We start from the raw sequence: 22,619 nt of genomic DNA, 5'->3' as shown, positions 1-22,619 counted from the left end.
TAAGGCATTGGGTAGCTTCAGCATCTGGCACTGGCTCATCGTCCTCGCGGTCGTGCTCCTTCTCTTCGGGCGCGGTAAGATCCCCGAGTTGATGGGCGACGTCGCCAAGGGCATCAAGAACTTCAAGAAGGGCATGAGCGACGACGAGGCGACGACGGCGCAGGAGCGCCGCACGCTGGATCATCGCGAGGGCGACATCGTCTCTCACGATCCCAACAAGGTCGAGAAGACGATCGTCTGAGCCGAAGGGCTGACAGGACAAGGCGGGCCCCGGTCCGCCTTGCTTCGTTCCACCGGCCGTCGACGATCCTGTGATCGGCCGCCCGATGTATGGGTGAGGCGATGCCCGTCGGTTCGGCCGGGCGCGCTCTGGCGTAGCTTATCCCGAACGGGAAGTTCCAAATGTTCGATATTGGTTGGTCCGAACTCCTCGTCATCGGCGTCGTGCTGATCGTCGTGGTCGGTCCCAAGGACCTGCCGCGCATGCTCCGCACCTTCGGTCGCACGACGACGCATCTGCGCCGCATGGCCGGAGATTTTCGCAAGCAATTCGACGAGGCCCTGCGGGAGGCCGAGATGGACGATGTTCGCGACACCGTGAACGATCTGAAATCGCTCAACCCAGCCAGTGAGATTCGCAAGGCCATGAACCCGATGCGGGCCGTCGGCGACGAGATCCGGTCTTCGCTGATGGCCGCGACGCGTGCCCCAGAGCCGAAGGTTCCCTCCGCGACGGCCCCCGCGACCCCGGCCGATCCGCCGGTTGCGGCCGTCGCCGAGGCGCAGCCCCTGGCCGGCGCGACGGCCGCGCCACCGATCCTGCCGGAGCCGGCGATGGCCGGAGCCGGGCTCAACGGAGCCCATCGCGAAGGAGACACGAAGTGAGCCGCGCCGGTGCCGACGAGGTGGAGGCGTCGTCCGCCCCGCTGATCGAACATCTGATCGAACTGCGCACGCGCCTGATCTGGGCGCTCGCCGGGTTCTTTCTGGCGTTTCTCGTCTGCTTCTTCTTCGCCAAGGAGCTCTTCAATCTGCTTGTCGTGCCCTACCAGACGGCCGTCGTCTGGGCCGGCATCTCGGATCGGCAGGTCGAGCTGATCTACACGGCGCCGCAGGAGTTCTTCTTCACGCAGGTGAAGATCGCGGCCTTCGGTGGCTTCTTCCTGGCCTTCCCGATCATCGCCATCCAGGTCTATAAGTTCGTCGCCCCCGGCCTCTACAAGACCGAGCGCGCGGCCTTCATTCCGTTCCTGGTCGCGACGCCGCTCCTGTTCCTGCTCGGCGCGGCGCTGGTGTATTTCTTCTTCACGCCCATGGTGATGTGGTTCTTCCTCTCGATGGAGCAGTCGGGAACCGTGCCGGGGCAGGCGGCGATCCAGCTTCTGCCGCGCGTTTCGGAATACCTGTCGCTGATCATGGGGCTGATCTTCGCCTTCGGCATGGTCTTCCAGCTGCCGGTCGTGACATCGCTCCTGGTGCGCGCCGGCATGGTGACGACGGAGGGCCTGATCGCCAAGCGCAAATGGGCGATCGTCCTGGCCTTCATCGCGGCCGCGATCCTCACGCCGCCCGACCCGATGTCCCAGATCGGCCTTGCGATCCCGACCATCCTTCTCTACGAGGTCTCGATCATGACGGCGCGGATGATCGAACGCAAACGGGCCGCACAGCTTGCCGAAAGCGACGCCTCGGCCGACTCCGCCTGAGAGCGGACGGTGGGTCTTCCGGGCGACAGCTGGCCGAGGGACTGCGCCGCGATCCGGCGGTGATCCGACTTCATGCGATACGCGAAGTCGGGACGCCGGACGAGCGCGCTGCAGATCGCGCGGGCCGGCCGGTCTCCCGGCGCCCGTCGTTCCCTAGATCCGGATCGTCCCTTGCATCCGCTGTTTGGAAACGGGGACGTTCATGCTCGACATCAAGTGGATACGCGAAAATCCGGAATCCTTTGACGAAGGGATGCGTCGCCGGGGCGCAGCCTTCTCGTCGGCCGAGCTCGTGGCTCTCGACGAAGACCGGCGCGCCCATGTGAAGCGCCTTCAGGATCTGCAGAGCCGCCGGAACGAGGCGTCCAAGGAGATCGGCAAGGCCAAGGCATCGGGCGATGCGACGCGGGCGGATGCCGTCATCGCCGAAGTCGCCGAGATCAAGGCGGAGATCCAGGCGGGCGAGGAGACCGAGCGCCAGCTCGACCAGCGCATCGCCGAACTCATGGCGATCATCCCGAACGTTCCCCATGCGGATGTTCCCCTCGGCGCCGACGAGACGGGCAATGTGGAACTGCGCCGCGTCGGCACGCCCCCGTCCTTCGATTTCAAGCCGAAGGAGCATTTCGAGATCGGCGAGGCCCTAGGCTTCATGGATTTCGAGCAGGCCGGCAGGATGTCGGGCTCCCGTTTCACCATCCTGAAAGGACCCCTGGCCCGGCTGGAGCGGGCGCTCGGTCAGTTCATGCTCGACCTCCACACCACCGAACACGGCTACCAGGAGGTCGTCGCTCCGATCCTCGTCAAGGATGCGGCGCTTTTCGGGACCAATCAGCTGCCCAAGTTCGAGGAGGATCTCTTCAAGACGACGGACGGGCGATACCTCATCCCGACCTCCGAGGTGCCGCTGACCAATCTCGCCCGCGAAACCGTGATCGAGGCGGAGAGCCTGCCCTGGCGCTTTTCGGCGCTGACTCCCTGCTTCCGTTCGGAAGCGGGTTCAGCCGGACGAGACACGCGCGGCATGCTGCGCCAGCACCAGTTCTACAAGGTCGAGATGGTCTCGATCACCAGCGAGGAAACCTCGCTCGCCGAGCACGAGCGGATGACCGCCCATGCCGAGGAGGTTTTGAAGCGCCTGGGTCTTGCCTTCCGCACGATGGTTCTGTGCGCCGGCGACATGGGTTTTGGCGCGCGCAAGACGCATGATCTCGAAGTCTGGCTGCCGGGGCAGGGCACCTATCGCGAGATTTCCAGCGTGTCCGTCTGCGGCGATTTCCAGGCCCGGCGGATGGGCGCGCGCTACAAGGCGGCGGGCGAGAAGCAGACGCGCTTCGTTCACACGCTGAACGGCTCCGGCGTCGCCGTCGGCCGCTGCCTCATCGCCGTCCTGGAGAACTACCAGAACGAGGACGGCAGCGTGACGGTGCCCGATGCGCTGCGGCCCTACATGGGTGGCCTTGCCCGGATCGAGAAGGCGGCCTGAACCGATGCGCATCCTTCTCACCAACGACGACGGCATCCACGCGCCCGGCCTCGCGGTCCTCGAACGCATAGCCCGCGTCCTGTCCGACGACGTATGGGTGGTCGCGCCCGAGACGGACCAGAGCGGATTGTCGCATTCGCTGACTCTCTCCTCGCCGCTTCGTCTGCGCGAGATCGAGGCTCGCCGCTTCGCCTTGTCGGGCACGCCGACGGATTGCGTCATCATGGGCGTGAAGCGCGTCATGCCGGAACTGCCGGACCTCGTCCTGTCCGGTATCAATGCGGGGCAGAACATCTGCGAGGACGTCGGCTATTCCGGAACCGTGGCGGGTGCGATGGAGGGCACGATGCTCGGCATCCGCTCGATCGCCCTCAGCCAGGCCTTCACGCCGAACAGCGATCGCGAGGCCCTGTGGGAAACCGCCGAGCATCACGGTCCGGAGGTCGTGCGCAAGCTGATGACGGTCGAGATGCCGGAGGGCGTTCTCTTCAACGTGAACTTCCCGCCCGTCGCGCCGGGCTCCGTCGCGGGTATCGAAGTCACGCGGCAGGGTAAGCTCGACTACAATCTCGGCTTCGAGGAACGGCGCGACGGACGCGGCTTTCCCTATTTCTGGCTGCGCTTCGGTCGGCAGGCCGGACCCGAGGTCGAAGGCTCGGATCTCGGCGCGCTTCTCGCCGGCCGCGTGTCCGTGACGCCGCTTCATCTGGACCTGACGCATCACGCGCTTCGCGATGAGATGCGCCGGTCTTTCGTCTGAGGGAACGACGTCGATGGCGCCCACAGGTTCCCAGGCATCCTTCTCGACCGGCGGTCCGCGCGACCGGGAGGATTTCGCCTCCTTCATCCTGCGCCTCCGGTCCGATCAGATCAGCCAGCCGCGCCTCCTGGAAGCGCTGGAATTGGTGCCGCGGCGCCTCTTCCTGCGCGGTGGGATCGCGGATGCCTATGGAGACCGATCCCTTCCGATCGACTGCGGCGAGAGCATGCCGGGCGCGAAGTCGGCGGCCCGCCTCGTTCATCTTCTCGGCGTCGAACCGACCAGCCGGATCCTCGAGATCGGGACCGGAACCGGTTACGTGACGGCGCTGCTCGCCCGCCTCGGCACCCGCGTGACGACGCTCGAGCGCTACAAGACGCTCATCTCCGCGGCGGAGGAGCGTCTGCGGGGCCTCGGACTGACCAATGTCGTCTTCGTTCAGGAGGACGGACGGGAAGGGTACCGCGATGGGGCCCCCTACGACCGGATCATCGTACACGCCGCGATGGAAACACTGCCGCGCACGTTTCTGGAGCAGCTGGCCCAGCATGGTCAGATCATCTGCGCGCTGGGACCTGCGACCGGCGCGCAGAGCCTCGTCCGCCTTCTGAAGGTCGGCAGCCGCCTGGAACGGGAGGATCTGGGACCGGTACGCTATCAGCCTCTTTCTTTCGGCGTGGCGACCGTCCTCTGAATTGCTCGGAACGTGATTTTTGCGCGTATGATGAACGAAAAATGCATTTAGATGCCCGGTGCTTAACGCGTCGGTAAGTTTAACGCGGTTGAATGAACCCATGATCTTGTTGGATCCCATGGGGACGTCAATGCGTATGGATGTGCTGAAACCCTTCCGAGTCCGTCTTGTCCGCTCCGTCGCGCTTCTGACGGTGGCGGGACTCACGGCCGGCTGCAGCGCTGATGTCGCGCGCTTCGACGACGGTTTCTACACGGGCTCCGTGCCCCAATCGATTCCGCAGTCCCGGGTTGCCCGCGGCGCGCCCGCCAATCTCGACCAGATGGCGACGGGCTCCGTTCGACCGAGCGGCATCGGCAACAATCCGGGTGCCGGCATGCGCGAGACGGCGATGCCATCCTACGGGCAGGGCGGTGACGGCCAGGACGGCGGATACGGGCAGGCCGCGCCGGTCCGAACCGCTTCGGTCGAACGCACCATGTTGCCGCCGCCGGCCGCGGCCTCGAGCCAGCCGGAACCGGTCTATGCCCGGCCCGCCGAACCCGCGATGGCGCCCGTGACCGCGGCGCAACCCATGCCGGCCTCGCAGCCGGCGCCGGTTTCGCAGTCCATGCCCGCCGCGTCGTCCGCCCCGGGCAAGCCGGCGAAGGCGGGCTGGAGCGACACCGGCAACCGTGTCGCGCTTCGGGGTGGCGAGACGATCGACACGCTGGCCGACCGCTATGGTGTTCCGGCGAAGGCGATTCTCGCCGTCAACGGGATGAAGAGCGCCGCCGACGCGCAACCCGGCCAGTCCATCGCGATCCCGACCTATTCCTATGGTCAAAGCTCCAAGCAGGCCGCCAGGGGACCCGCCGGCCAGACGCTCGGCGCGCCGCCCAGCCCCTTGCGCGTTCCCTCAGCCTCGGAGCCGGCGCCGGCGCCGGTGATGGCCGCCGCCCCGGTGAAGCCCGCCGTGAAGGGCTCGACGATCGTCGTGGAGTCCGGCGATTCGGTGCTCGGCATCGCCCGGCGCAACGGCGTTTCGGCGAAGGCGCTGCGCGAGGCGAACGGTCTCACCGACGACCAGATCCGGATCGGGCAGAAGCTCGTCATGCCGAATGGCGCGGCTCCGGCCAAGCGTGTCGCGGCCCTCGAAACCAAGCCCGCACCTGTCAAGCCCGCGACCGCCGTGGCGGCGACCGCTCCGGCCAAGCCGCAGCCCGCAGCGGCTCCGGTCGCGGCAGCCGAGCCGGTCGTCAAGACGCCGAAAGCCTACGAACCGCCGCGCGCCGCCGAACCGGCCAAGGCGGAACCGAAGGCTTCCAAGCCCGTCGTCGCCGCCGTCGAAGCGCCGGCTCCGGCCGCCACGGCGCCGACCTCCACCGTCGAAGACGAGGCCGACACCGAGGTGGCGACCGCGACGCCGTCGGGAACCGGAATCGACCAGTTCCGCTGGCCGGTCCAGGGTCGCGTCGTCAAGCGCTTCGGCGAGAAGTCGGGCGCGCGCCGCAATGACGGTCTCGACATCTCCGTTCCGCGCGGCACGCCCATCAAGGCGGCCGAGAACGGCGTCGTCATCTATGCCGGCGACGGTTTGAAGGAGTTCGGCAACACCGTTCTCGTCAAGCATTCCAACGGCCTCGTCACGGTCTACGGCCATGCGGACGATCTGAAGGTGAAGCGCGGAGCGACCGTCAAGCGCGGCCAGGAAATCGCGACCGCCGGCATGACCGGCGACACCGAGACGCCGCAGGTCCACTTCGAGGTCCGCAAGGACTCGGCCCCCGTCGATCCGATGAAATTCCTGAAATAGGGGCCTCCAGACCCTATCGTCCGGCGCCCGGTCCTTTCTCGAAAGGCCGGGCGTCGGCATTCGCATCAGGTGTCCGCATCAGGCGTCAGGCCGTCGGGATCGCCGTCCCGAGCCGCCCCGCCAGATCCTGCACGAACTGGAACGCGACGCGACCGGACCGGCTGCCGCGGGTCGTCGCCCATTCCAGCGCGTCTCGTCGCAGGAGTTCGGCATCGACCGTGAGTCCATAGGTCTCGACATAGCCGTCGATCATCGCGAGGTAATCGTCCTGGCTGCACTTGTGGAAGCCGAGCCAGAGACCGAATCGATCGGAGAGGGAGACCTTCTCCTCCACCGCCTCGGCCGGATTGATGGCCGTCGAACTCTCGTTTTCGATCATGTCCCGCGGCAGGAGATGTCGGCGATTCGAGGTCGCGTAGAAGAGGACGTTGTCCGGCCGCCCCTCGACGCCGCCATCGAGCGCGGCCTTCAGCGACTTGTAGGAAGCGTCGCCCGCATCGAAGGATAGGTCGTCGCAGAAGAGGACGATGCGAAAGGGGGAGGCCTTCAGGAAGCTCATCAGGACGGGCAGCGCCTCGATGTCCTCGCGATGGATCTCGATCAGCTTGAGAGGCAGGGCGGACCGGGTCGGCGCCGCGTTCACCTCCGCATGCACCGCCTTCACGAGCGAGGACTTGCCCATTCCGCGAGCGCCCCAGAGAAGGGCATTGTTCGCCGGAAGGCCGGCGGCGAAGCGCGCGGTGTTGTCCGACAGGATGTCGCGCGATCGGTCGATGCCTTTCAGAAGGGAGATTTCGACCCGGTTGACGCGCAGCACGGGCAGGAGACGGGCCGGAGGCTCGAAGACGAAGCAGTCCGCGACCGTGAGATCGGGTGCGGTTCTCGGCGGCGGGGCCAATCGCTCCAGACTGGTCGCGATTCGCTCCAGAAGTCCTTCCAGCCGCTCGATCTCTGCTCCATCCATGTCCAGCATCCCCGTTGCATTCGCCGGAACCGTTCGTATATTCCGCGCAACCCGTAAAGGGGGCTCGGGAAGCCTCCGTCATCGAAGGATTTCCGGATGTTCGTTTCGCAGGCGTTCGCTCAGGCCACGGTCGCACCCTCAGTGGGAACCGGGGGCGCTTTCGGCGGAGGAAGCGACATCCTCATCTCGATCCTTCCGTTCGTCGCGGTCTTCGCGATCATGTACTTCCTCATCATTCGGCCGCAGCGTCAGCAGCTGAAGCAGCGCCAGGACATGCTGAAGAACATCCGCCGCGGCGACACCGTCGTCACCGGCGGCGGCATCGTCGCCAAGGTGACCAAGGTCATGGACAATGGCGAACTCGAGGTTCAGATCGCCGAGCAGGTTCGCGTCCGCGTCATGCAGGCCACCGTCGCGGACGTCCGCGTCAAGGGCGAGCCCACCGCGGCGAACACGAAATAGTCGTCTTTTCGGCGACTTGAACGATTGAAACGGGCGCGTGGGGCGTCCGGCGGGCTCTCTGCCCAGCCGGTCGTTCCGCGCCTTCGGCATTAGGCTGACTGGCCGGTCTTGGATCGCCAGTCCCGGGATCCGGAACGACCATGCTTCACTTCGCGCGTTGGAAGACGATCCTGATCTGGCTCGCCGTCTTCGTCGGCTTCCTCTTCGCGGCTCCGAACGTCGTTCCGCAGAGATATCTCGACCAGATGCCCGGCTTCGTGCCGAAGCAGCCGATGACCCTCGGCCTCGATCTGCAGGGCGGCTCCTACATTCTTCTCCAGGTCGATCGCGCTTCGCTCGTCAATGCGCGCCTTCAGAGCGTACGGGCCGATGCCCGCCAGGCCTTGCGCACCGCGAAGATCGGCTTCACCGGCCTCTCCGACAGCGGCAGCGTCATCGACGTGACGATCCGCGATCCGGCGCAGCTGGCAGCCGCCAGGGCCGCGCTGCAGCCTCTCGTCCAGCCCGTTTCCAGCAATCTCCTGTCCGGCACGTCGGTGACCGAGATCGCGATCGCCGAGCCGCGTCCCGGCACGCTGCGTCTGTCGCTGACGGACGAGGGCATCGAGTATCGCCTGTCCTCGGCCTCCCAGCAGTCGGTCGAGGTGGTGCGTCGCCGCGTCGACGAACTCGGCACGACCGAACCCCTGATCCAGCGCCAGGGTTCGGACCGGATCATGGTTCAGGTTCCGGGTCTCCAGGATCCGCAGCGTCTGAAATCCCTGCTCGACCAGACCGCGCAGCTGACCTTTCGCCTCGTCGACACGTCGACCTCTCCGGAGGAGGTCGTTCGCGGAGGACGGCCGCCGGCCGGCACCGAGCTCCTCTACACGAACGACACGCCGCCGCAGCCGATCATCGTCCAACGCGACGTCATGATCTCGGGCGAGAATCTGAACGGCGCGAGCGCGGGCTTCGAGAGCCAGTCCAACCAGCCGATCGTCAACATCAGCTTCGACGCCCGCGGCGCTCAGCGCTTCGGGGCCGTAACGCAGCAGAACGTCGGCAAGCCCTTCGCCATCGTCCTCGACAACACGGTCTTGTCCGCGCCGAACATCCGCGAGGCGATCCTCGGTGGACAGGCGCAGATCTCGGGCAATTTCACGGTGGAAAGCGCCAACGATCTTGCCGTTCTCCTGCGCGCCGGCGCGTTGCCCGCGACCCTCGACATCATCGAGGAGCGAACGGTCGGGCCGGGTCTGGGAGCCGATTCCGTCGCCGCCGGCCAACTGGCGGGCGTGATCGGTGCGATCCTCGTCGTCGGCTTCATGTTCGCGACTTACGGCTTCCTCGGCTTCCTCGCCAACATCGCGCTGCTCGTGAACGTCGTCCTGATGATTGCGCTCCTCTCGGTGCTCGGCGCCACGCTGACCTTGCCGGGAATCGCCGGCATCGTCCTCACCATGGGCATGGCCGTCGATTCCAACGTCTTGATCTACGAGCGCATCCGAGAGGAGAGGCGGCTCGGCGCCAGCGTCGTGAAGGCGCTGGATTCGGGTTTCCACAAGGCGCTCGGCACCATCATGGACGCCAACGTCACGACGCTGATCGCGGCGGCGGCCCTGTTCTTCCTCGGCTCGGGACCGGTGAAGGGCTTCGCGGTCACGCTGGCCATGGGCATTCTGACCACGATCTTCACCGCGCTCACCTTGACCCGCTGGATGGTGGCCTTCTGGTACAAGCGCCAGCGTCCGAGGGAGGTCCCGAACGGCTTCCTCCGGATGGTTCCCGACAACACCAAGTTCGGCTTCATGCGCATCCGCAAGATCGCATTCGGCACGACCGCGGCTTTGTCGCTGCTCTCGATCGTGGGCGTCGGCCTCTTCAACCTCAATCTCGGCATCGATTTCACCGGCGGAACCGTCATCGAACTGAAGTCGAAGGGCGAGGCGGCGGACATCGGCGCGCTTCGCGAGGAGTTGCAGCCGCTGCTCGAGGGCGAGGTTCAGGTGCAGGAGTTCGGCTCCCCGCGCGACGCCTTGGTCCGCTTCGCCGCGCAGCCGGGTGGAGAGCTCGCGCAGCAGGACGCGCTGAACAAGGTGCGGGGCGTCCTGCAGGACGGGTATGACTTCCAGCGAACCGAGGTCGTCGGTCCGACCGTTTCCAACGAATTGGCCTATGCCGCCGCCTTCGGCCTCCTCGGCTCGATGGCCCTGATCTTCCTCTACATCTGGTTCCGCTTCGAATGGCAGTTCGCGCTCGCGGCGATCGTCGCCACCATGCACGACGTCATCATGGCGGTCGGGTTCCTCGTCGTCACCCGCTTCGAGTTCAATCTCTCGACCATCGCGGCACTTTTGACGATCGTCGGCTATTCGCTGAACGACACCGTCGTGGTGTTCGATCGAATCCGCGAAAACCTGCGCAAGTACAAGAAGATGCCGCTGACGGACCTGATTGACCTCTCGATCAACGAGACGCTCGGTCGCACGATCCTGACCGCTGCGACCGCCGTGCTCGCCCTCCTGGCGCTGTTCCTGTTCGGCGGCGACGTCATCCGCACCTTCGTGGCGCCGATGCTCTTCGGCATCCTGGTAGGCATCTATTCCTCGGTCTTCGTCGCCGGTCCGATCCTCGTCTACTTCAACCTGCGCGCCGCGCTCGACAAGCCTGTGGCGAACAAGCCGGTCGGCACGACGGCCGTGACGCCGAAGGCTTGAGCGGCGGCATGACGAAGGGCATCGAGATCCGGCAGGCGCATTTCCCCGGCCGGGCGCCGATCGAGGCATACGGAAACGGAGGTTTCCGCTTCGCCTCCATGTCGCACCGCGGATCGATCCTCTGCCTTCCGTCCGGCATATACGGATGGGAGGCGACGGCCGGAGAGCCATTCTCGGGCGAACGGCTTCTGAAGCTCTTCGAAGAGGCGGACGAGCTGAAGTTCGTCCTGTTCGGCACCGGGGCCGACATCCGGCGCATTCCGCCGGCACTCGCCGAGCGTCTGCGGCGCGCCGGCCTTTCCGCCGATCCGATTTCGACGGGCGCGGCCGTGCGGACCTTCAACATCATGCTGTCCGAAGGGCGTCCCGTCGCGGCCGCCCTCGTCGCGGTCGACTGACCATGGCGGACGCGGGCTCGACGCCGGGACAGGCAGGCAGCGCCGTCGCCTATTGCAAGGATCTGGTGCGGCGTGAGGATCCCGACCGCGCCGTCTCGATCGCCTTCGCAACAGCGGACCGGCGCGAAGCTCTGACGGCGCTCTACGCGTTCAACATCGAGACGGCCCGCATCCGCGAGCAGATCAGCCAACCCTTGCCGGGCGAGATCCGTCTGCAATGGTGGCGCGACACGCTGGAGGCTGCGGGTGCCGCCGATGGCGGCTCGCCGGGCCACCCCGCTGCCGAGGCATTGGGGAAGGCGATTCGGCAGCACGGCTTGCCGTTCCCGGCCTTCGACCGCTTCATCGAGCAGCGCATCTTCGATCTCTATGACGATCCCATGCCCTCCCGCAGCGAATTCGAGGCCTATGCCGGCGGCACCGCCTCGACGCTGATCACGCTCGCCTGTCTCGTTCTCGATCCCGCCAGCGCCCGGCAGGCGTCCGATGCGGCGGGCCATGCCGGCGTCGCGCAGGCGGCCGCGGGTGCCCTTCGGCTCCTGCCGATCCACCGCAGGCGGGGCCAGGTCTACCTGCCGGCCGATCTCCTCGACGCAGCCGGCTGTTCGCGGGACGCGCTGCTGGCCGGTGAGGGGGAGCCGACGGCGCGTGCCGTCGCCGCCATGGCGGCGTTCGCGCGCGAGCACCAGTCGGCCTATCGCGCGGCGGCGTCCGGCCTTCCCGCATCGCTGCGTCCGGCTTTTCTTCCGGCCGAGTTGACGTCGGCCTATCTCGACCGGCTCGAGGCTCAAGGGGCAGGGGTGGCGACCGCAGAACGTCCCGTCGCGATGGGTCCTTTCAGGAGAAGCTGGCTCTACTGGCGCGCCATGCGGCGTCCGTCCAGCAGGCCGACGTGAGGAAGCATCGCGGGCTCGCCGGACGTCTGGCGGCCTCGCTCGCCAGAGGGGCGACCCTGGCATCGTCGCGCTTTCCGGTGGCCGCGGCGCTGGTCGTCTTCCTGTCGCTCGTCCTCAATGCGGGGATCGCCGACATCTCGATCCTGCCGGACGCGACCGTCGATGTCTGGTCGATCGCGATCTTCACCGCGGCCGCTGTCTCGGTTCTGGTGCGCCTTTCCCTCGAGGCTCGCGGAGCCGGGACGTTCGCTCTGTCCCTCGGCCCCTTGGCGGCGGCGGTTTCGACGGGGTTCGTCGTTCGCTATGCCGAACCTCTCGGGGTCAACGCGCCGGCCCTCGTCGCGTCCCTGACCCTCGCCGTCCCGCTCGCGCCCTTCGTCGGGCGGTCGGACAACAACCGATTCTGGACCTTTGTCCTCTGGACCTTCGTCGGCATCGTCCTCGCGTTTCTCGCGGTCCTTCTCTTCGCGCTCGGCCTGACGGCGATCCTTGCCATGGTTCGCTTTCTCTTCGAGGTCCACGTCTCGTCGGATGCCTACGAACACATCTTTGCAACCGCGCTGACGCTCGTCGGACCGCTGATGGCGCTCGGACGCGTCCCGACGGATTTCGACGAAACGACCGAATTGTCCGCCGGCGACCGGATGGCGCAAGGCGTCCGCCTGCTCGTCGACTGGGTCGCGGCACCGTTGGCGCTTGCGACCGCGCTCGTTCTCCATCTCTACGCCGCCAAGATCATCCTCATCGGTGCGTTGCCGCGGAACGAGGTCGGCTGGATCGTCACCTCCTACGCCCTGTTCGTGCTGTCGTTGCGCGTCGCGGCTGATCCGTTTCTCAGGGACGGCCGGCTTTTCACACGCGGCTTTGCCCGGGCCTGGGCCTGGCTGCTCGTCATGCCCCTCGCGCTTCTCGGCATGGCGGCCGCGCAGAGGATCTCAGCGGAGGGCTGGACGGTCGAGCGCTACTATCTCGCGCTCGGCGGCCTCGCCATCGGCGTCTGCCTCGCAGCGCAGCTCGTCGCGCGGTTCCGGGCAAACATCCGGTTGATGGCGGCGATTCCCCTCACGCTGCTGGCGCTGTCGTCCTTCGGCCCCCTGGGGGTCGCCGATGTCGTCGGCCGCAGCCAGTCCGCGCGTCTCGGCGCTCTGCTCGACGGGACGGGTCGTGTGCAGCCGGGCCGGGCGAACGAAGCGAGGAGCCGGATCCAGGCTCTGTCCGAGGTGGACGAACTCGCGCGGATGGCCGAGCTCCTTCCGTTGGAGCGGCGACGCGAGCTCGCGACCGCGACCGGAGACAGGGACCTCACGGTTCGGGACGCGGCGGAGCGCGCCATCGGCGCCGGTCCCGAGATCGCGCCACCGGAGACGGCGACGAAGGTCTTCGCTTCGACCGGTTCGACGATTCTCGCCATCAACGGTTTCGACATCGCTCTGACCGATCGCACGATCCTGCGCGGCGGCTCGGGCGCGGGCATCGACGGCGTCACCGCTTTTCTCGACGGCTCCGATCTCGTTCTTGCCATCGGCGCGTCCACCCGACGCTTCACGCTCCGACCCCTCCTGTCGGCGGTGACGTCCGAGGCCTTCGAATCCGCGGCGGACGATACGGACCCTGTCACGCTCGATCTCAGCAGCGCCGAGGGACACGTCGTCCGTCTCGCTCTGCAGCGCTTCGTCGTCGAGGGTGACGCGGAGATCGTCCAGGCGACCGGAACGATTCTCCTGCGCAAAGCGGACTGGCCGGGTTCGAGCCTATTCGGCGGCGGCCCGAAATCCGGAATCGCCCAGCCAGGCGGCGCAGTCGGCGAGCGCACGCGCTGACATCGCACGGCGGCGCTGGATCACCTTCTCGCGCCCGCGCATCCGAACGCCCTCGACCTTCGGAGCGGAGACCGGCGGGAACAGCCCGAAATTGACGTTCATCGGTTGGAACGAGCGTTTGCCGCCGTCTTCTTCCGCCAGGAGATGCCCCCCCGTGATGTGGGCGAGAAGCGCGCCCATCGCGGTCGTCGGTGGCGGCGCGACCGCGACCCCGCCGACCGCTTCAGCGGCTGCGAAACGGCCCGCGAGGAGGCCGATCGCCGCCGATTCCACATAGCCCTCGCAGCCGGTGATCTGTCCGGCGAAGCGGAGCGAGGGACGGGAGGAGAGGCGCAGGGTGCGGTCGAGCAGGCGTGGGGAATCGAGATAGGTGTTGCGGTGAAGACCGCCGAGCCGGGCGAACTTGGCCTCCTCCAGCCCGGGAATCGTGCGGAAGAGGCGGACCTGCTCGGCATATTTCAGCTTCGTCTGGAAGCCGACCATGTTGTAGAGCGTTCCAAGGGCATTGTCCTGGCGCAGCTGCACCACCGCATAGGCCTTGATATCCGGCTGATGCGCGTTGGTCAGGCCCATCGGCTTCATCGGGCCGTGGCGAAGGGTCTCCGCGCCACGCTCGGCCATCACCTCGATCGGCAGGCAACCGTCGAAATACGGCGTGTTCTCGAAGTCCTTGAAACCGGTCTTCTCTCCGGCCACCAGACCCGCGACGAAAGCCTGGTACTGCTCCTTGTCGAGAGGGCAGTTGATGTAGTCCTTGCCCGTGCCGCCCGGCCCGACCTTGTCGTAGCGCGACTGGAACCAGGCCTTCGACATGTCGATGGAATGGGTGTGGACGATGGGCGCGATCGCATCGAAGAAGGCGAGCGCATCCGCGCCCGTTTCCGCGCGGATCGCGTCGGCCAGCGCCGGCGACGTCAGGGGGCCCGTCGCGATGATCGTCGGACCCCACGCCTCGGGCGGCAGGCCGTCGATCTCCTCGCGGCGAACCTCGATCCGTGGATGGGCCGCGATCGTGCGGGAAACGTCCTCGGCAAAGCCGTCGCGATCGACCGCCAGCGCACCGCCGGCCGGCACCTGGTTGGCATCGGCGCAGCGCAGGATCAGCGAACCGGCCAGCCGCATCTCCGCATGGAGCAGGCCGACGGCATTGGTCTCGGCGTCGTCGGACCGGAACGAGTTGGAGCAGACGAGTTCGGCAAGACTGGTGGTCTTGTGCGCTTCGGTTTCCCGGACCGGCCGCATCTCGTGCAGAACGACGGAGCAGCCGGCTTCGGCAGCCTGCCAGGCGGCTTCGGATCCGGCGAGCCCGCCGCCGACGATGTGGAGAGGTGTGTTTCGCATGACGGGCAGTCTACCACCCGCCACGCGGCGAGGAAACGTCGGCCCGAAAACAACAACACCCGCCGGGGGAGGAGCCGGCGGGTGTCGTTTGTGAAGTCTGCGGTGGGAGGAGGAAACCGCAGACTCTGATTCGCATCGGTTCAGGGAGGAGATGAACAGACGCGAAATCCGGAAAGGTTCAGCCGATCGACTGACGAGCGATCGAGGGAATGTCGGTGCGCGCGATGCCGAGATCGGACAGTTCGCGCTGCGAAAGACGGTTCAGCTCCGAAACTGTCTCGCGGTAGCGACGCCAGTTGCTGTAGGAGCGGACGATGTTCATGTTACACCTTGATTAAATCGATTGAAGCGGTTGAGATCTCTCGTTCGCTTCGATGATTTGAAGTTAGGTTTGCTGGACCCTTTTCACCAGCGCATATCCTGCATAGCTGAATTGCGCGTTGTGCAATGCAGCAAGGGTCGAAGAATCCAGCAATTCCGGGCCTCGTCGTCACGCAACGTGTCAGTTGCGTCAAAGACGTGAGGCTACCTTCATACGATCTTCATCAATTTCAGGGCCGTGTCTTGAAAGAGACGTCGGGAATGGTTCGCCGAGAGTGCAGCGCAATCGGATCGTGCGAGCCCCTGGGCAGCCGTAAGGCCATGCCGTCAGACCGAATGGGCCTTTAATCTCCCGGATGCCGGTGATATGGAGGCGCGCGCTGCAGAGCCATGGGTTCCGCGGCGTGTCGCGGGTGTGGCGGAATTGGTAGACGCACTAGATTTAGGTTCTAGCGCCAAAAGCGTGGGGGTTCGAGTCCCTCCACCCGCACCATGCGCAGAGCCGCTCGACGGCTCGCACGGCATGATGGTGCGCTCGTCGTCGGGGCCTGCGCGGCACATGAGGGTTTCGGTTTTCGCGGGTCCGGTCGGGCTTCGTCGAAGGCGGTTTGACACATCGGATGGACCAGGCGGGCCGAGGGGTTCGCCGGTCGCAAGAGATCGAAGGTTCTGAGATGCAGGTGACTGAAACCAAGGCCGAGGGCCTGAAGCGCGAGATCGAGATCGTCGTCCCGGCGTCGGACCTCGAGGCGCAGCTGCAGACCAAGCTTCACGAAGCGTCGGGTCAGGCCAAGCTGAAGGGTTTCCGTCCGGGCAAGGTGCCGCTCGCGCATCTGCGCAAGATGTACGGCCGCTCCATGATGGCCGAGATCGTCAACCAGATCGTCAACGAGACGCCGCGCTCGGTGATCGCGGGCCGGAACGAGCGTTCCGCGATGCAGCCCGAGATCGGCATGTCCGAGGACGAGGGCGAGGCCGAGAAGGTTCTGGCCGGAAAGCAGGACTTCCGCTTCACCGTTTCCTACGAGACGCTGCCGACCTTCGAGCTGAAGGAGACGAGCGGCATCAAGATCGAGCGGCCGATCGTCGAGATCGCGGACGAGGAGGTCGAGGAGCAGGTGAAGCGCATCGCCGAGAATGCGCGCGAATACGAGCCGAAGGACGGCGCCGCCGAGAGCGGCGACAAGCTGACGATGAGCTTCGTCGGCAAGATCGACGGCGAGGCCTTCGAAGGCGGCTCCTCCGAGGAGTCCAGCCTCGTCCTCGGCTCGAACACGTTCATCCCCGGCTTCGAGGATCAGCTCGTCGGCGCCGCAGTCGGCGAAGCGAAGTCTCTGACGGTCACGTTCCCGGATGACTACAGCGCGCCTCATCTCGCCGGCAAGGAAGCCGTGTTCGATGTCGTCGTGAAGTCGATCTCAAAGCCTAGCGATCTCGAGCTCGACGACGAACTGGCCAAGAAGCTCGGCATCGAGTCGATCGAGCGGCTGCGCACCGTGGTTCGCGAACAGATCGAGAGCCAGTACGGAATCCAGACCCGTCAGAAGGTGAAGCGCCAGCTTCTCGACGCGCTCGACGGCGAGTACAGCTTCGAGCTGCCGCAGAAGCTCGTCGAAGCCGAGTTCGGCAACATCTGGAACCAGGTGACGCAGGAACTCCAGCAGAACGGCAAGAGCTTCGAGGACGAGGACACGACCGAGGAGAAGGCGCGTGAGGAGTACCGGCGCCTCGCCGAGCGCCGCGTCCGTCTCGGCCTCGTCCTGTCGGAGATCGGCGAGAAGGCCGGCGTCCAGATCACGGACGAAGAGCTGCAGCGCGCCGTCTTCGAGCAGGTTCGCCGCTATCCCGGCCAGGAGCAGCAGATCTACGAGTTCTTCCGCTCCAACCCCGAGGCGGTCGCGAGCCTGCGCGCCCCGATCTACGAGGAGAAGGTCGTCGACCACCTCCTCAACGAGGTCGAGGTGACGGACAAGACCGTCAGCAAGGAAGAGCTGATGAAGGACGAGGGCGAGGACGACGTTCTCACGGCCTGAGACGAGGACAGCCCATCACGACGAGAGGCCGGCCCAGCGCCGGCCTTTTCGTTTGCCGGTGCCGGGACAGAAAGAGACGTCAGGATGACGTCTTCTCATCGCTCGTTCACCTCGTCGCAGGAGGAGGGGCGCACGTCCCTTGCATCGACGCGGGCCCAAGCCCTATCTACGGCGAAGATTCCCGCCTCATGATTCGAAAGGGGCGCAGGTCCTGCGCCCGCCACACCAGAAGCTGAGAGACCCTCATGATCCATCCCGTGGAAAGAGCGATGAACCTCGTTCCGATGGTCGTCGAACAGACCAACCGCGGCGAACGCGCTTACGACATCTTCTCCCGGCTTCTCAAGGAGCGCGTGATCTTCATCACCGGCCCGATCGAGGACGGGATCGCGACCCTGGTCTGCGCGCAGCTTCTCTTCCTCGAGGCCGAGAACCCGAAGAAGGAGATCGCGCTCTACATCAACTCGCCGGGCGGCGTGGTGACCAGCGGCATGGCGATCTACGACACGATGCAGTTCATCCGGCCCGCCGTCTCGACCCTGTGCATCGGTCAGGCCGCGTCGATGGGCTCGCTGCTTCTTTGCGCCGGGCACAAGGACATGCGCTTCGCGACCCCGAACGCCCGCATCATGGTGCACCAGCCCTCGGGCGGCTTCTCCGGCCAGGCCTCCGACATCGAACGCCACGCTCAGGACATCATCAAGCTGAAGCGTCGCCTGAACGAGGTCTACGTCAAGCACACGGGCCAGGATTACGAGACCATTGAGAAGACGCTCGACCGCGACCATTTCATGACGGCGGACGAGTCGCAGGCGTTCGGCCTGATCGACAAGGTTTACTCCTCCCGCGACGAGCTGGAGGCGGCGGTACCCGCTTCCTGATCGATCAGACGGGGCGCCCGCTTCGTGGATCGGACCGGGCGCCGCTTCGTTTCGTTGAAATGACGGGCTCGCCTTCAGGATCGCTCAAGGTTCCTGTTGCAGCATCGAAACTGAGAAAAAGTGTCACATAGGCGCGTTTCAGCCGCTGAGCGCCGCAGTTGCAATCGATGCGACGTGGCATAACATGTGGGTCTGGATGGCCGTCGTCGGATGCGACGATGCCCGGACGGACCGGACCGGAAGGATAGACGGATGAGCAAAGTGAGCGGCGGCGACTCCAAGAATACGCTCTATTGCTCTTTCTGCGGAAAGAGCCAGCATGAGGTCCGCAAGCTGATCGCGGGTCCGACCGTGTTCATCTGCGACGAATGCGTCGAGCTCTGCATGGACATCATCCGCGAGGAGAACAAATCCTCGATGGTGAAGTCCCGCGAGGGCGTGCCGACACCGCAGGAGATCATCGCGGTCCTCGACGATTACGTGATCGGCCAGTCCTTCGCCAAGAAGGTCCTCTCCGTCGCGGTCCACAATCACTACAAGCGCCTCGCGCATGCGGCCAAGAACAACGACGTCGAACTGGCGAAGTCGAACATCCTGCTGATGGGCCCGACCGGCTGCGGCAAGACTCTGCTCGCCCAGACGCTCGCCCGCATCCTCGACGTGCCCTTCACCATGGCCGACGCGACCACGCTCACCGAGGCGGGCTATGTCGGCGAGGATGTCGAGAACATCATCCTGAAGCTTCTGCAGTCGGCCGACTACAACGTCGAGCGCGCGCAGCGCGGCATCGTCTACATCGACGAAATCGACAAGATCTCGCGCAAGTCCGACAATCCCTCGATCACCCGCGACGTATCGGGCGAGGGCGTTCAGCAGGCGCTTCTGAAGATCATGGAAGGCACCGTCGCCTCCGTGCCCCCTCAGGGTGGCCGCAAGCATCCCCAGCAGGAATTCCTGCAGGTCGACACCGCGAACATCCTCTTCATCTGCGGTGGCGCCTTCGCGGGCCTCGACAAGATCATCTCCGATCGAGGCCGCAAGACCTCGATCGGCTTCGCGGCCAACGTCTCGTCCCCGGAGGACCGCCGCACCGGCGATCTCTTCCGCCAGGTCGAGCCGGAGGATCTCTTGAAGTTCGGCCTGATCCCTGAATTCGTCGGCCGCCTCCCGGTCCTGGCGACGCTCGAGGACCTCGACGAACCCGCTCTCGTGCAGATCCTGGTCCAGCCGAAGAACGCCTTGGTGAAGCAGTATCAGCGGCTCTTCGAGATGGAGAATGTCGAGCTGTCCTTCCACGAGGACGCGCTGAAGGCGATTGCCCGCAAGGCGATCGACCGCAAGACTGGTGCGCGTGGCCTGCGCTCCATTATGGAATCCATGCTGCTCGACACGATGTTCGACCTGCCGACGCTGGAAGGCGTGCAGGAGGTCGTGATCTCCGAAGAGGTGATCGATGGCAAGGCGCGTCCGCTCTACATCTACGCCGAGCGCAAGGACGAGAAAGAGAATGTCAGCGCCTGATCCGGTCCGGTCTGTTCGCTGACGAGCTTCAGCCCGCTCCGGTCGTCTGCCGGGGCGGGCTTTTTCGTACCCCGCCCGTGCGTGACACCATGCGGAACGTCGATCGCGGAACGGATGCGCATCGTGCGTGAATCATTGAAGCTGCAGGACGGAAAGCCAATATAAGTCGGGCAATTTGGCGTCCGCACGGATGCTCGATACGAGGTCCGTGCCAGACGGCCTGAAGCGACGGATGTCGCAGAAAGGGTAATCATGTCGAAGAACCATCCCGGCGGGAGCCAAGAGGGCCAGACGCTCTATCCGGTGCTGCCGCTGCGCGACATCGTCGTGTTTCCGCACATGATCGTGCCGCTCTTCGTCGGGCGGGAGAAGTCGATCAAGGCGCTCGAAGAGGTCATGGGATCGGACAAGCAGATCCTCCTCGTGACGCAGAAGAACGCGAGCGACGAGGATCCGGCGCCCGAGGCGATCTACGATCTCGGCACCATCGCCAACGTGCTGCAACTGCTGAAGCTGCCCGACGGCACCGTGAAGGTGCTGGTCGAGGGCATGACGCGCGCGCGCATCTCGGCCTTCTCGGATCGCACCGACTGGCACGAGGCGGCGGCCGAGATCGTCGACGAGGTCGAGGAAGATCCGGTCGAGATCGAGGCTCTGGCCCGTTCCGTCGTCTCCGAGTTCGAGAACTACGTCAAGCTGAACAAGAAGATCTCGCCCGAGGTCGTCGGAGCGGCTGGCCAGATCGACGACTATTCCAAGCTTGCCGACACCGTCGCCTCGCATCTCGCGATCAAGATCGGCGAGAAGCAGGAGATGCTCGGTCTGACCTCCGTCCGCGATCGGCTGGAGAAGGCCCTGTCCTTCATGGAGGCCGAGATCTCGGTTCTGCAGGTCGAAAAGCGCATCCGCTCCCGCGTCAAGCGGCAGATGGAAAAGACGCAGCGCGAATACTACCTGAACGAGCAGATGAAGGCGATCCAGAAGGAGCTCGGCGACGGCGAGGAAGGCCGTGACGAGGCCGCCGAGATCGAGGACCGGATCAAGAAGACCAAGCTCTCCAAGGAGGCGCGCGAGAAGGCGACGGCCGAGCTGAAGAAGCTGAAGCAGATGAGCCCGATGTCCGCCGAGGCGACCGTCGTGCGCAACTATCTCGACTGGCTGCTCGGTTTGCCCTGGGGCAACCGCTCGAAGATCCGAATCGACCTGAAGCGGGCCGAGGCGATCCTCGACGAGGAGCATTACGGGCTCGACAAGGTGAAGGAGCGGATCGTCGAATATCTCGCGGTGCAGAGCCGTCAGAACAAGCTGAAGGGTCCCATCCTCTGCCTCGTCGGTCCTCCGGGCGTCGGCAAGACCTCGCTCGCCAAGTCGATCGCGCGAGCCACCGGGCGTGAATATGTCCGTATGGCGCTCGGCGGCGTGCGCGACGAGGCCGAGATCCGCGGTCATCGGCGCACCTATATCGGTTCGATGCCCGGCAAGGTCATCCAGTCGATGAAGAAGGCCAAGAAGACCAACCCGCTCTTCCTGCTCGACGAGATCGACAAGATGGGCCAGGACTTCCGCGGCGATCCGTCGTCGGCCCTTCTGGAGGTGCTCGATCCGGAACAGAACGCGTCCTTCATGGACCACTATCTGGAGGTCGAGTACGACCTGTCCTCGACCATGTTCGTGACGACGGCGAACACGATGAACATCCCGGGTCCTCTTTTGGACCGCATGGAGATCATCCGGATCGCCGGTTATACGGAGGACGAGAAGGTCGAGATCGCGCGCCGGCATCTGCTGCCGAAGGCGATCCGCGACCATGCGCTGAAGCCGGAGGAGTTCTCCGTCTCGACCGACGCCCTGCAGGAAATCGCACGGCGGTACACCCGCGAGGCAGGCGTGCGCTCGTTCGAGCGGGAGTTGATGACGCTTGCCCGCAAGGCGGTGACGAAGATCCTGAAGGGTGAGGCAACCTCGATCGAGGTTTCCGCGGCGAACCTCGCCGATTTTCTTGGCGTGCCGAAGTACCGGTATGGCGAGGCGGAGGCGGACGATCAGATCGGCATCGTGACAGGTCTTGCCTGGACCGAGGTCGGCGGCGAGCTTCTGACGATCGAAGGCGTCATGATGCCCGGCAAGGGCAAGATGACCGTCACGGGCAATCTGAAGGACGTGATGAAGGAGTCCATCTCGGCGGCGGCATCCTATGTCCGCAGCCGCGCCAGCGACTTCGGCATCGAGCCGCCGCTCTTCGAGAAGCGGGACATCCACGTGCACGTGCCGGAAGGGGCGACCCCGAAGGACGGACCGTCGGCCGGCGTCGCCATGGCGACGGCCATCATCTCGGTGATGACGGGCATCCCCGTGAAACGCGACATCGCGATGACCGGCGAGATTACGCTGCGGGGGCGGGTGCTTCCGATCGGCGGTCTGAAGGAGAAGCTGCTCGCCGCGCTGCGCGGCGGCATCAAGACGGTTCTGATCCCGGAGGAGAACGCCAAGGATCTGGTGGATATTCCGGACAACGTGAAGAACAATCTCGAGATCATTCCGGTCTCGCGGATCGGCGAAGTGCTGGCGCATGCCCTCGTTCGCAAGCCGGAGCCGATTGAGTGGACGGAGCCGACGACACCTCCCGCCGACCCCGCCAAGACGGGCGCGGAGGCGACCGCGGCGATCGCTCACTGAGCCGCTTTTTACGTTGGAACTGACAGAAAATGCCGCTCGAGAGGGCGGCATTTTCTTTGAAAAGCCCGGAAATGTTGGGTTTTGGAGCCCAGCTGTCTTGAATGATGGGTCCGACTCGCTCATCGTTCCGCCGAGTCCAAGTGGCTTTCCATCGACTGAGGAGAAG

18 protein-coding genes, 1 tRNA gene and 1 pseudogene are annotated in these 22,619 nt (G+C 65.4%); 17 read left to right on the top strand and 3 right to left on the bottom strand.

What is annotated here, in order from left to right:
- Positions 1 to 7: 7 nt before the first annotated feature.
- From ASG43_RS13050 to ASG43_RS13020, 7 genes and pseudogenes are all read left to right on the top strand, one after another.
- Positions 8 to 241: a twin-arginine translocase TatA/TatE family subunit gene (locus ASG43_RS13050; RefSeq protein WP_056505541.1), complete on the top strand. Its 234-nt coding sequence runs from the start codon at positions 8 to 10 to the stop codon at positions 239 to 241.
- 161 nt (positions 242 to 402) lie between these two features.
- A pseudogene (gene tatB, locus ASG43_RS13045) lies at positions 403 to 747 on the top strand (Sec-independent protein translocase protein TatB); the annotation flags it as partial.
- A gap of 134 nt (positions 748 to 881) precedes the next feature.
- The gene (gene tatC / locus ASG43_RS13040) at positions 882 to 1,706 is read left to right on the top strand and encodes a twin-arginine translocase subunit TatC (protein WP_056505538.1); all 825 of its coding nucleotides are present in this window, start codon (positions 882 to 884) and stop codon (positions 1,704 to 1,706) included.
- 202 nt (positions 1,707 to 1,908) lie between these two features.
- Entirely contained in the window at positions 1,909 to 3,192 is a 1,284-nt protein-coding gene (gene serS, locus ASG43_RS13035) for a serine--tRNA ligase (protein ID WP_056505535.1), read from the top strand.
- A gap of 4 nt (positions 3,193 to 3,196) precedes the next feature.
- A complete protein-coding gene (surE, locus tag ASG43_RS13030) occupies positions 3,197 to 3,952 on the top strand; it encodes a 5'/3'-nucleotidase SurE (RefSeq protein ID WP_056505533.1) in 756 nt (251 codons plus the stop codon).
- Between the two features lie 13 nt (positions 3,953 to 3,965).
- Positions 3,966 to 4,646 carry a protein-L-isoaspartate(D-aspartate) O-methyltransferase gene (locus ASG43_RS13025; RefSeq protein ID WP_056505530.1) on the top strand — a complete coding sequence of 227 codons (681 nt, stop codon included), beginning with the start codon at positions 3,966 to 3,968 and terminating at the stop codon, positions 4,644 to 4,646.
- A gap of 130 nt (positions 4,647 to 4,776) precedes the next feature.
- Entirely contained in the window at positions 4,777 to 6,441 is a 1,665-nt protein-coding gene (locus ASG43_RS13020) for a peptidoglycan DD-metalloendopeptidase family protein (protein WP_162244722.1), read from the top strand.
- 85 nt (positions 6,442 to 6,526) lie between these two features.
- On the opposite strand, the gene ASG43_RS13015 is transcribed toward ASG43_RS13020, so the two are convergent.
- On the bottom strand, positions 6,527 to 7,405 hold the full coding sequence (locus ASG43_RS13015; protein ID WP_056505863.1) for an ATP-binding protein: 879 nt from the start codon (positions 7,403 to 7,405) through the stop codon (positions 6,527 to 6,529).
- A 96-nt stretch (positions 7,406 to 7,501) separates the two neighbouring features.
- On the opposite strand from ASG43_RS13015, the gene yajC reads away from it, so the two are divergent.
- The 5 genes from yajC (at position 7,502) to ASG43_RS12990 (ending at position 13,680) form a co-directional block, all read left to right on the top strand.
- Positions 7,502 to 7,867 (top strand): preprotein translocase subunit YajC, encoded by a 366-nt coding sequence (gene yajC / locus ASG43_RS13010; RefSeq protein WP_056505524.1) that lies wholly within the window; start codon positions 7,502 to 7,504, stop codon positions 7,865 to 7,867.
- A gap of 140 nt (positions 7,868 to 8,007) precedes the next feature.
- Entirely contained in the window at positions 8,008 to 10,566 is a 2,559-nt protein-coding gene (gene secD, locus ASG43_RS13005) for a protein translocase subunit SecD (RefSeq protein WP_056505521.1), read from the top strand.
- An 8-nt stretch (positions 10,567 to 10,574) separates the two neighbouring features.
- On the top strand, positions 10,575 to 10,964 hold the full coding sequence (locus tag ASG43_RS13000; protein WP_056505520.1) for an Mth938-like domain-containing protein: 390 nt from the start codon (positions 10,575 to 10,577) through the stop codon (positions 10,962 to 10,964).
- Between the two features lie 2 nt (positions 10,965 to 10,966).
- Entirely contained in the window at positions 10,967 to 11,860 is an 894-nt protein-coding gene (locus tag ASG43_RS12995) for a phytoene/squalene synthase family protein (RefSeq protein WP_056505517.1), read from the top strand.
- Entirely contained in the window at positions 11,857 to 13,680 is a 1,824-nt protein-coding gene (locus ASG43_RS12990; protein WP_056505515.1) for a DUF4153 domain-containing protein, read from the top strand. Before ASG43_RS12995 ends, ASG43_RS12990 begins: the two co-directional genes overlap by 4 nt.
- Here ASG43_RS12990 and trmFO read toward each other — a convergent pair.
- Positions 13,612 to 15,021 (bottom strand): methylenetetrahydrofolate--tRNA-(uracil(54)-C(5))-methyltransferase (FADH(2)-oxidizing) TrmFO, encoded by a 1,410-nt coding sequence (gene trmFO, locus ASG43_RS12985; RefSeq protein ID WP_056505513.1) that lies wholly within the window; start codon positions 15,019 to 15,021, stop codon positions 13,612 to 13,614. The genes ASG43_RS12990 and trmFO overlap by 69 nt on opposite strands.
- Positions 15,022 to 15,199: 178 nt before the next feature.
- Complete coding sequence (locus ASG43_RS22215) at positions 15,200 to 15,343, bottom strand: DUF1127 domain-containing protein (RefSeq protein ID WP_082490872.1); 144 nt, start codon at positions 15,341 to 15,343, stop codon at positions 15,200 to 15,202.
- Positions 15,344 to 15,751: 408 nt separating this feature from the next.
- On the opposite strand from ASG43_RS22215, the gene ASG43_RS12980 reads away from it, so the two are divergent.
- The 5 genes from ASG43_RS12980 (at position 15,752) to lon (ending at position 22,453) form a co-directional block, all read left to right on the top strand.
- Positions 15,752 to 15,835, top strand: a tRNA-Leu gene (locus ASG43_RS12980).
- Positions 15,836 to 16,016: 181 nt separating this feature from the next.
- A complete protein-coding gene (tig, locus tag ASG43_RS12975; RefSeq protein WP_056505509.1) occupies positions 16,017 to 17,375 on the top strand; it encodes a trigger factor in 1,359 nt (452 codons plus the stop codon).
- Between the two features lie 245 nt (positions 17,376 to 17,620).
- A complete protein-coding gene (locus tag ASG43_RS12970; protein ID WP_056505506.1) occupies positions 17,621 to 18,256 on the top strand; it encodes an ATP-dependent Clp protease proteolytic subunit in 636 nt (211 codons plus the stop codon).
- Between the two features lie 252 nt (positions 18,257 to 18,508).
- The gene (clpX, locus tag ASG43_RS12965) at positions 18,509 to 19,777 is read left to right on the top strand and encodes an ATP-dependent Clp protease ATP-binding subunit ClpX (protein WP_056505503.1); all 1,269 of its coding nucleotides are present in this window, start codon (positions 18,509 to 18,511) and stop codon (positions 19,775 to 19,777) included.
- A 252-nt stretch (positions 19,778 to 20,029) separates the two neighbouring features.
- Positions 20,030 to 22,453 (top strand): endopeptidase La, encoded by a 2,424-nt coding sequence (gene lon / locus ASG43_RS12960; RefSeq protein WP_056505502.1) that lies wholly within the window; start codon positions 20,030 to 20,032, stop codon positions 22,451 to 22,453.
- The last annotated feature ends 166 nt before the right edge of the window (positions 22,454 to 22,619 follow it).

This window comes from Aureimonas sp. Leaf454 (assembly GCF_001424685.1).
Lineage (GTDB): Bacteria > Pseudomonadota > Alphaproteobacteria > Rhizobiales > Rhizobiaceae > Plantimonas.
This window is presented reverse-complemented; position numbering and strand designations above follow the sequence as displayed.

What these genes read in the sequence shown, in the direction of transcription:
- serS (WP_056505535.1), top strand. Translation starts at nt 1,909, where the DNA reads ATGCTCGACATCAAGTGGATACGCGAAAATCCGGAATCCTTTGACGAA.
- surE (WP_056505533.1), top strand. Translation starts at nt 3,197, where the DNA reads ATGCGCATCCTTCTCACCAACGACGACGGCATCCACGCGCCCGGCCTC.
- ASG43_RS13025 (WP_056505530.1), top strand. Translation starts at nt 3,966, where the DNA reads ATGGCGCCCACAGGTTCCCAGGCATCCTTCTCGACCGGCGGTCCGCGC.
- ASG43_RS13020 (WP_162244722.1), top strand. Translation starts at nt 4,777, where the DNA reads ATGCGTATGGATGTGCTGAAACCCTTCCGAGTCCGTCTTGTCCGCTCC.
- ASG43_RS13015 (WP_056505863.1), bottom strand. Translation starts at nt 7,405, where the DNA reads ATGGATGGAGCAGAGATCGAGCGGCTGGAAGGACTTCTGGAGCGAATC.
- yajC (WP_056505524.1), top strand. Translation starts at nt 7,502, where the DNA reads ATGTTCGTTTCGCAGGCGTTCGCTCAGGCCACGGTCGCACCCTCAGTG.
- secD (WP_056505521.1), top strand. Translation starts at nt 8,008, where the DNA reads ATGCTTCACTTCGCGCGTTGGAAGACGATCCTGATCTGGCTCGCCGTC.
- ASG43_RS13000 (WP_056505520.1), top strand. Translation starts at nt 10,575, where the DNA reads ATGACGAAGGGCATCGAGATCCGGCAGGCGCATTTCCCCGGCCGGGCG.
- ASG43_RS12995 (WP_056505517.1), top strand. Translation starts at nt 10,967, where the DNA reads ATGGCGGACGCGGGCTCGACGCCGGGACAGGCAGGCAGCGCCGTCGCC.
- trmFO (WP_056505513.1), bottom strand. Translation starts at nt 15,021, where the DNA reads ATGCGAAACACACCTCTCCACATCGTCGGCGGCGGGCTCGCCGGATCC.
- ASG43_RS22215 (WP_082490872.1), bottom strand. Translation starts at nt 15,343, where the DNA reads ATGAACATCGTCCGCTCCTACAGCAACTGGCGTCGCTACCGCGAGACA.
- tig (WP_056505509.1), top strand. Translation starts at nt 16,017, where the DNA reads ATGCAGGTGACTGAAACCAAGGCCGAGGGCCTGAAGCGCGAGATCGAG.
- ASG43_RS12970 (WP_056505506.1), top strand. Translation starts at nt 17,621, where the DNA reads ATGATCCATCCCGTGGAAAGAGCGATGAACCTCGTTCCGATGGTCGTC.
- clpX (WP_056505503.1), top strand. Translation starts at nt 18,509, where the DNA reads ATGAGCAAAGTGAGCGGCGGCGACTCCAAGAATACGCTCTATTGCTCT.
- lon (WP_056505502.1), top strand. Translation starts at nt 20,030, where the DNA reads ATGTCGAAGAACCATCCCGGCGGGAGCCAAGAGGGCCAGACGCTCTAT.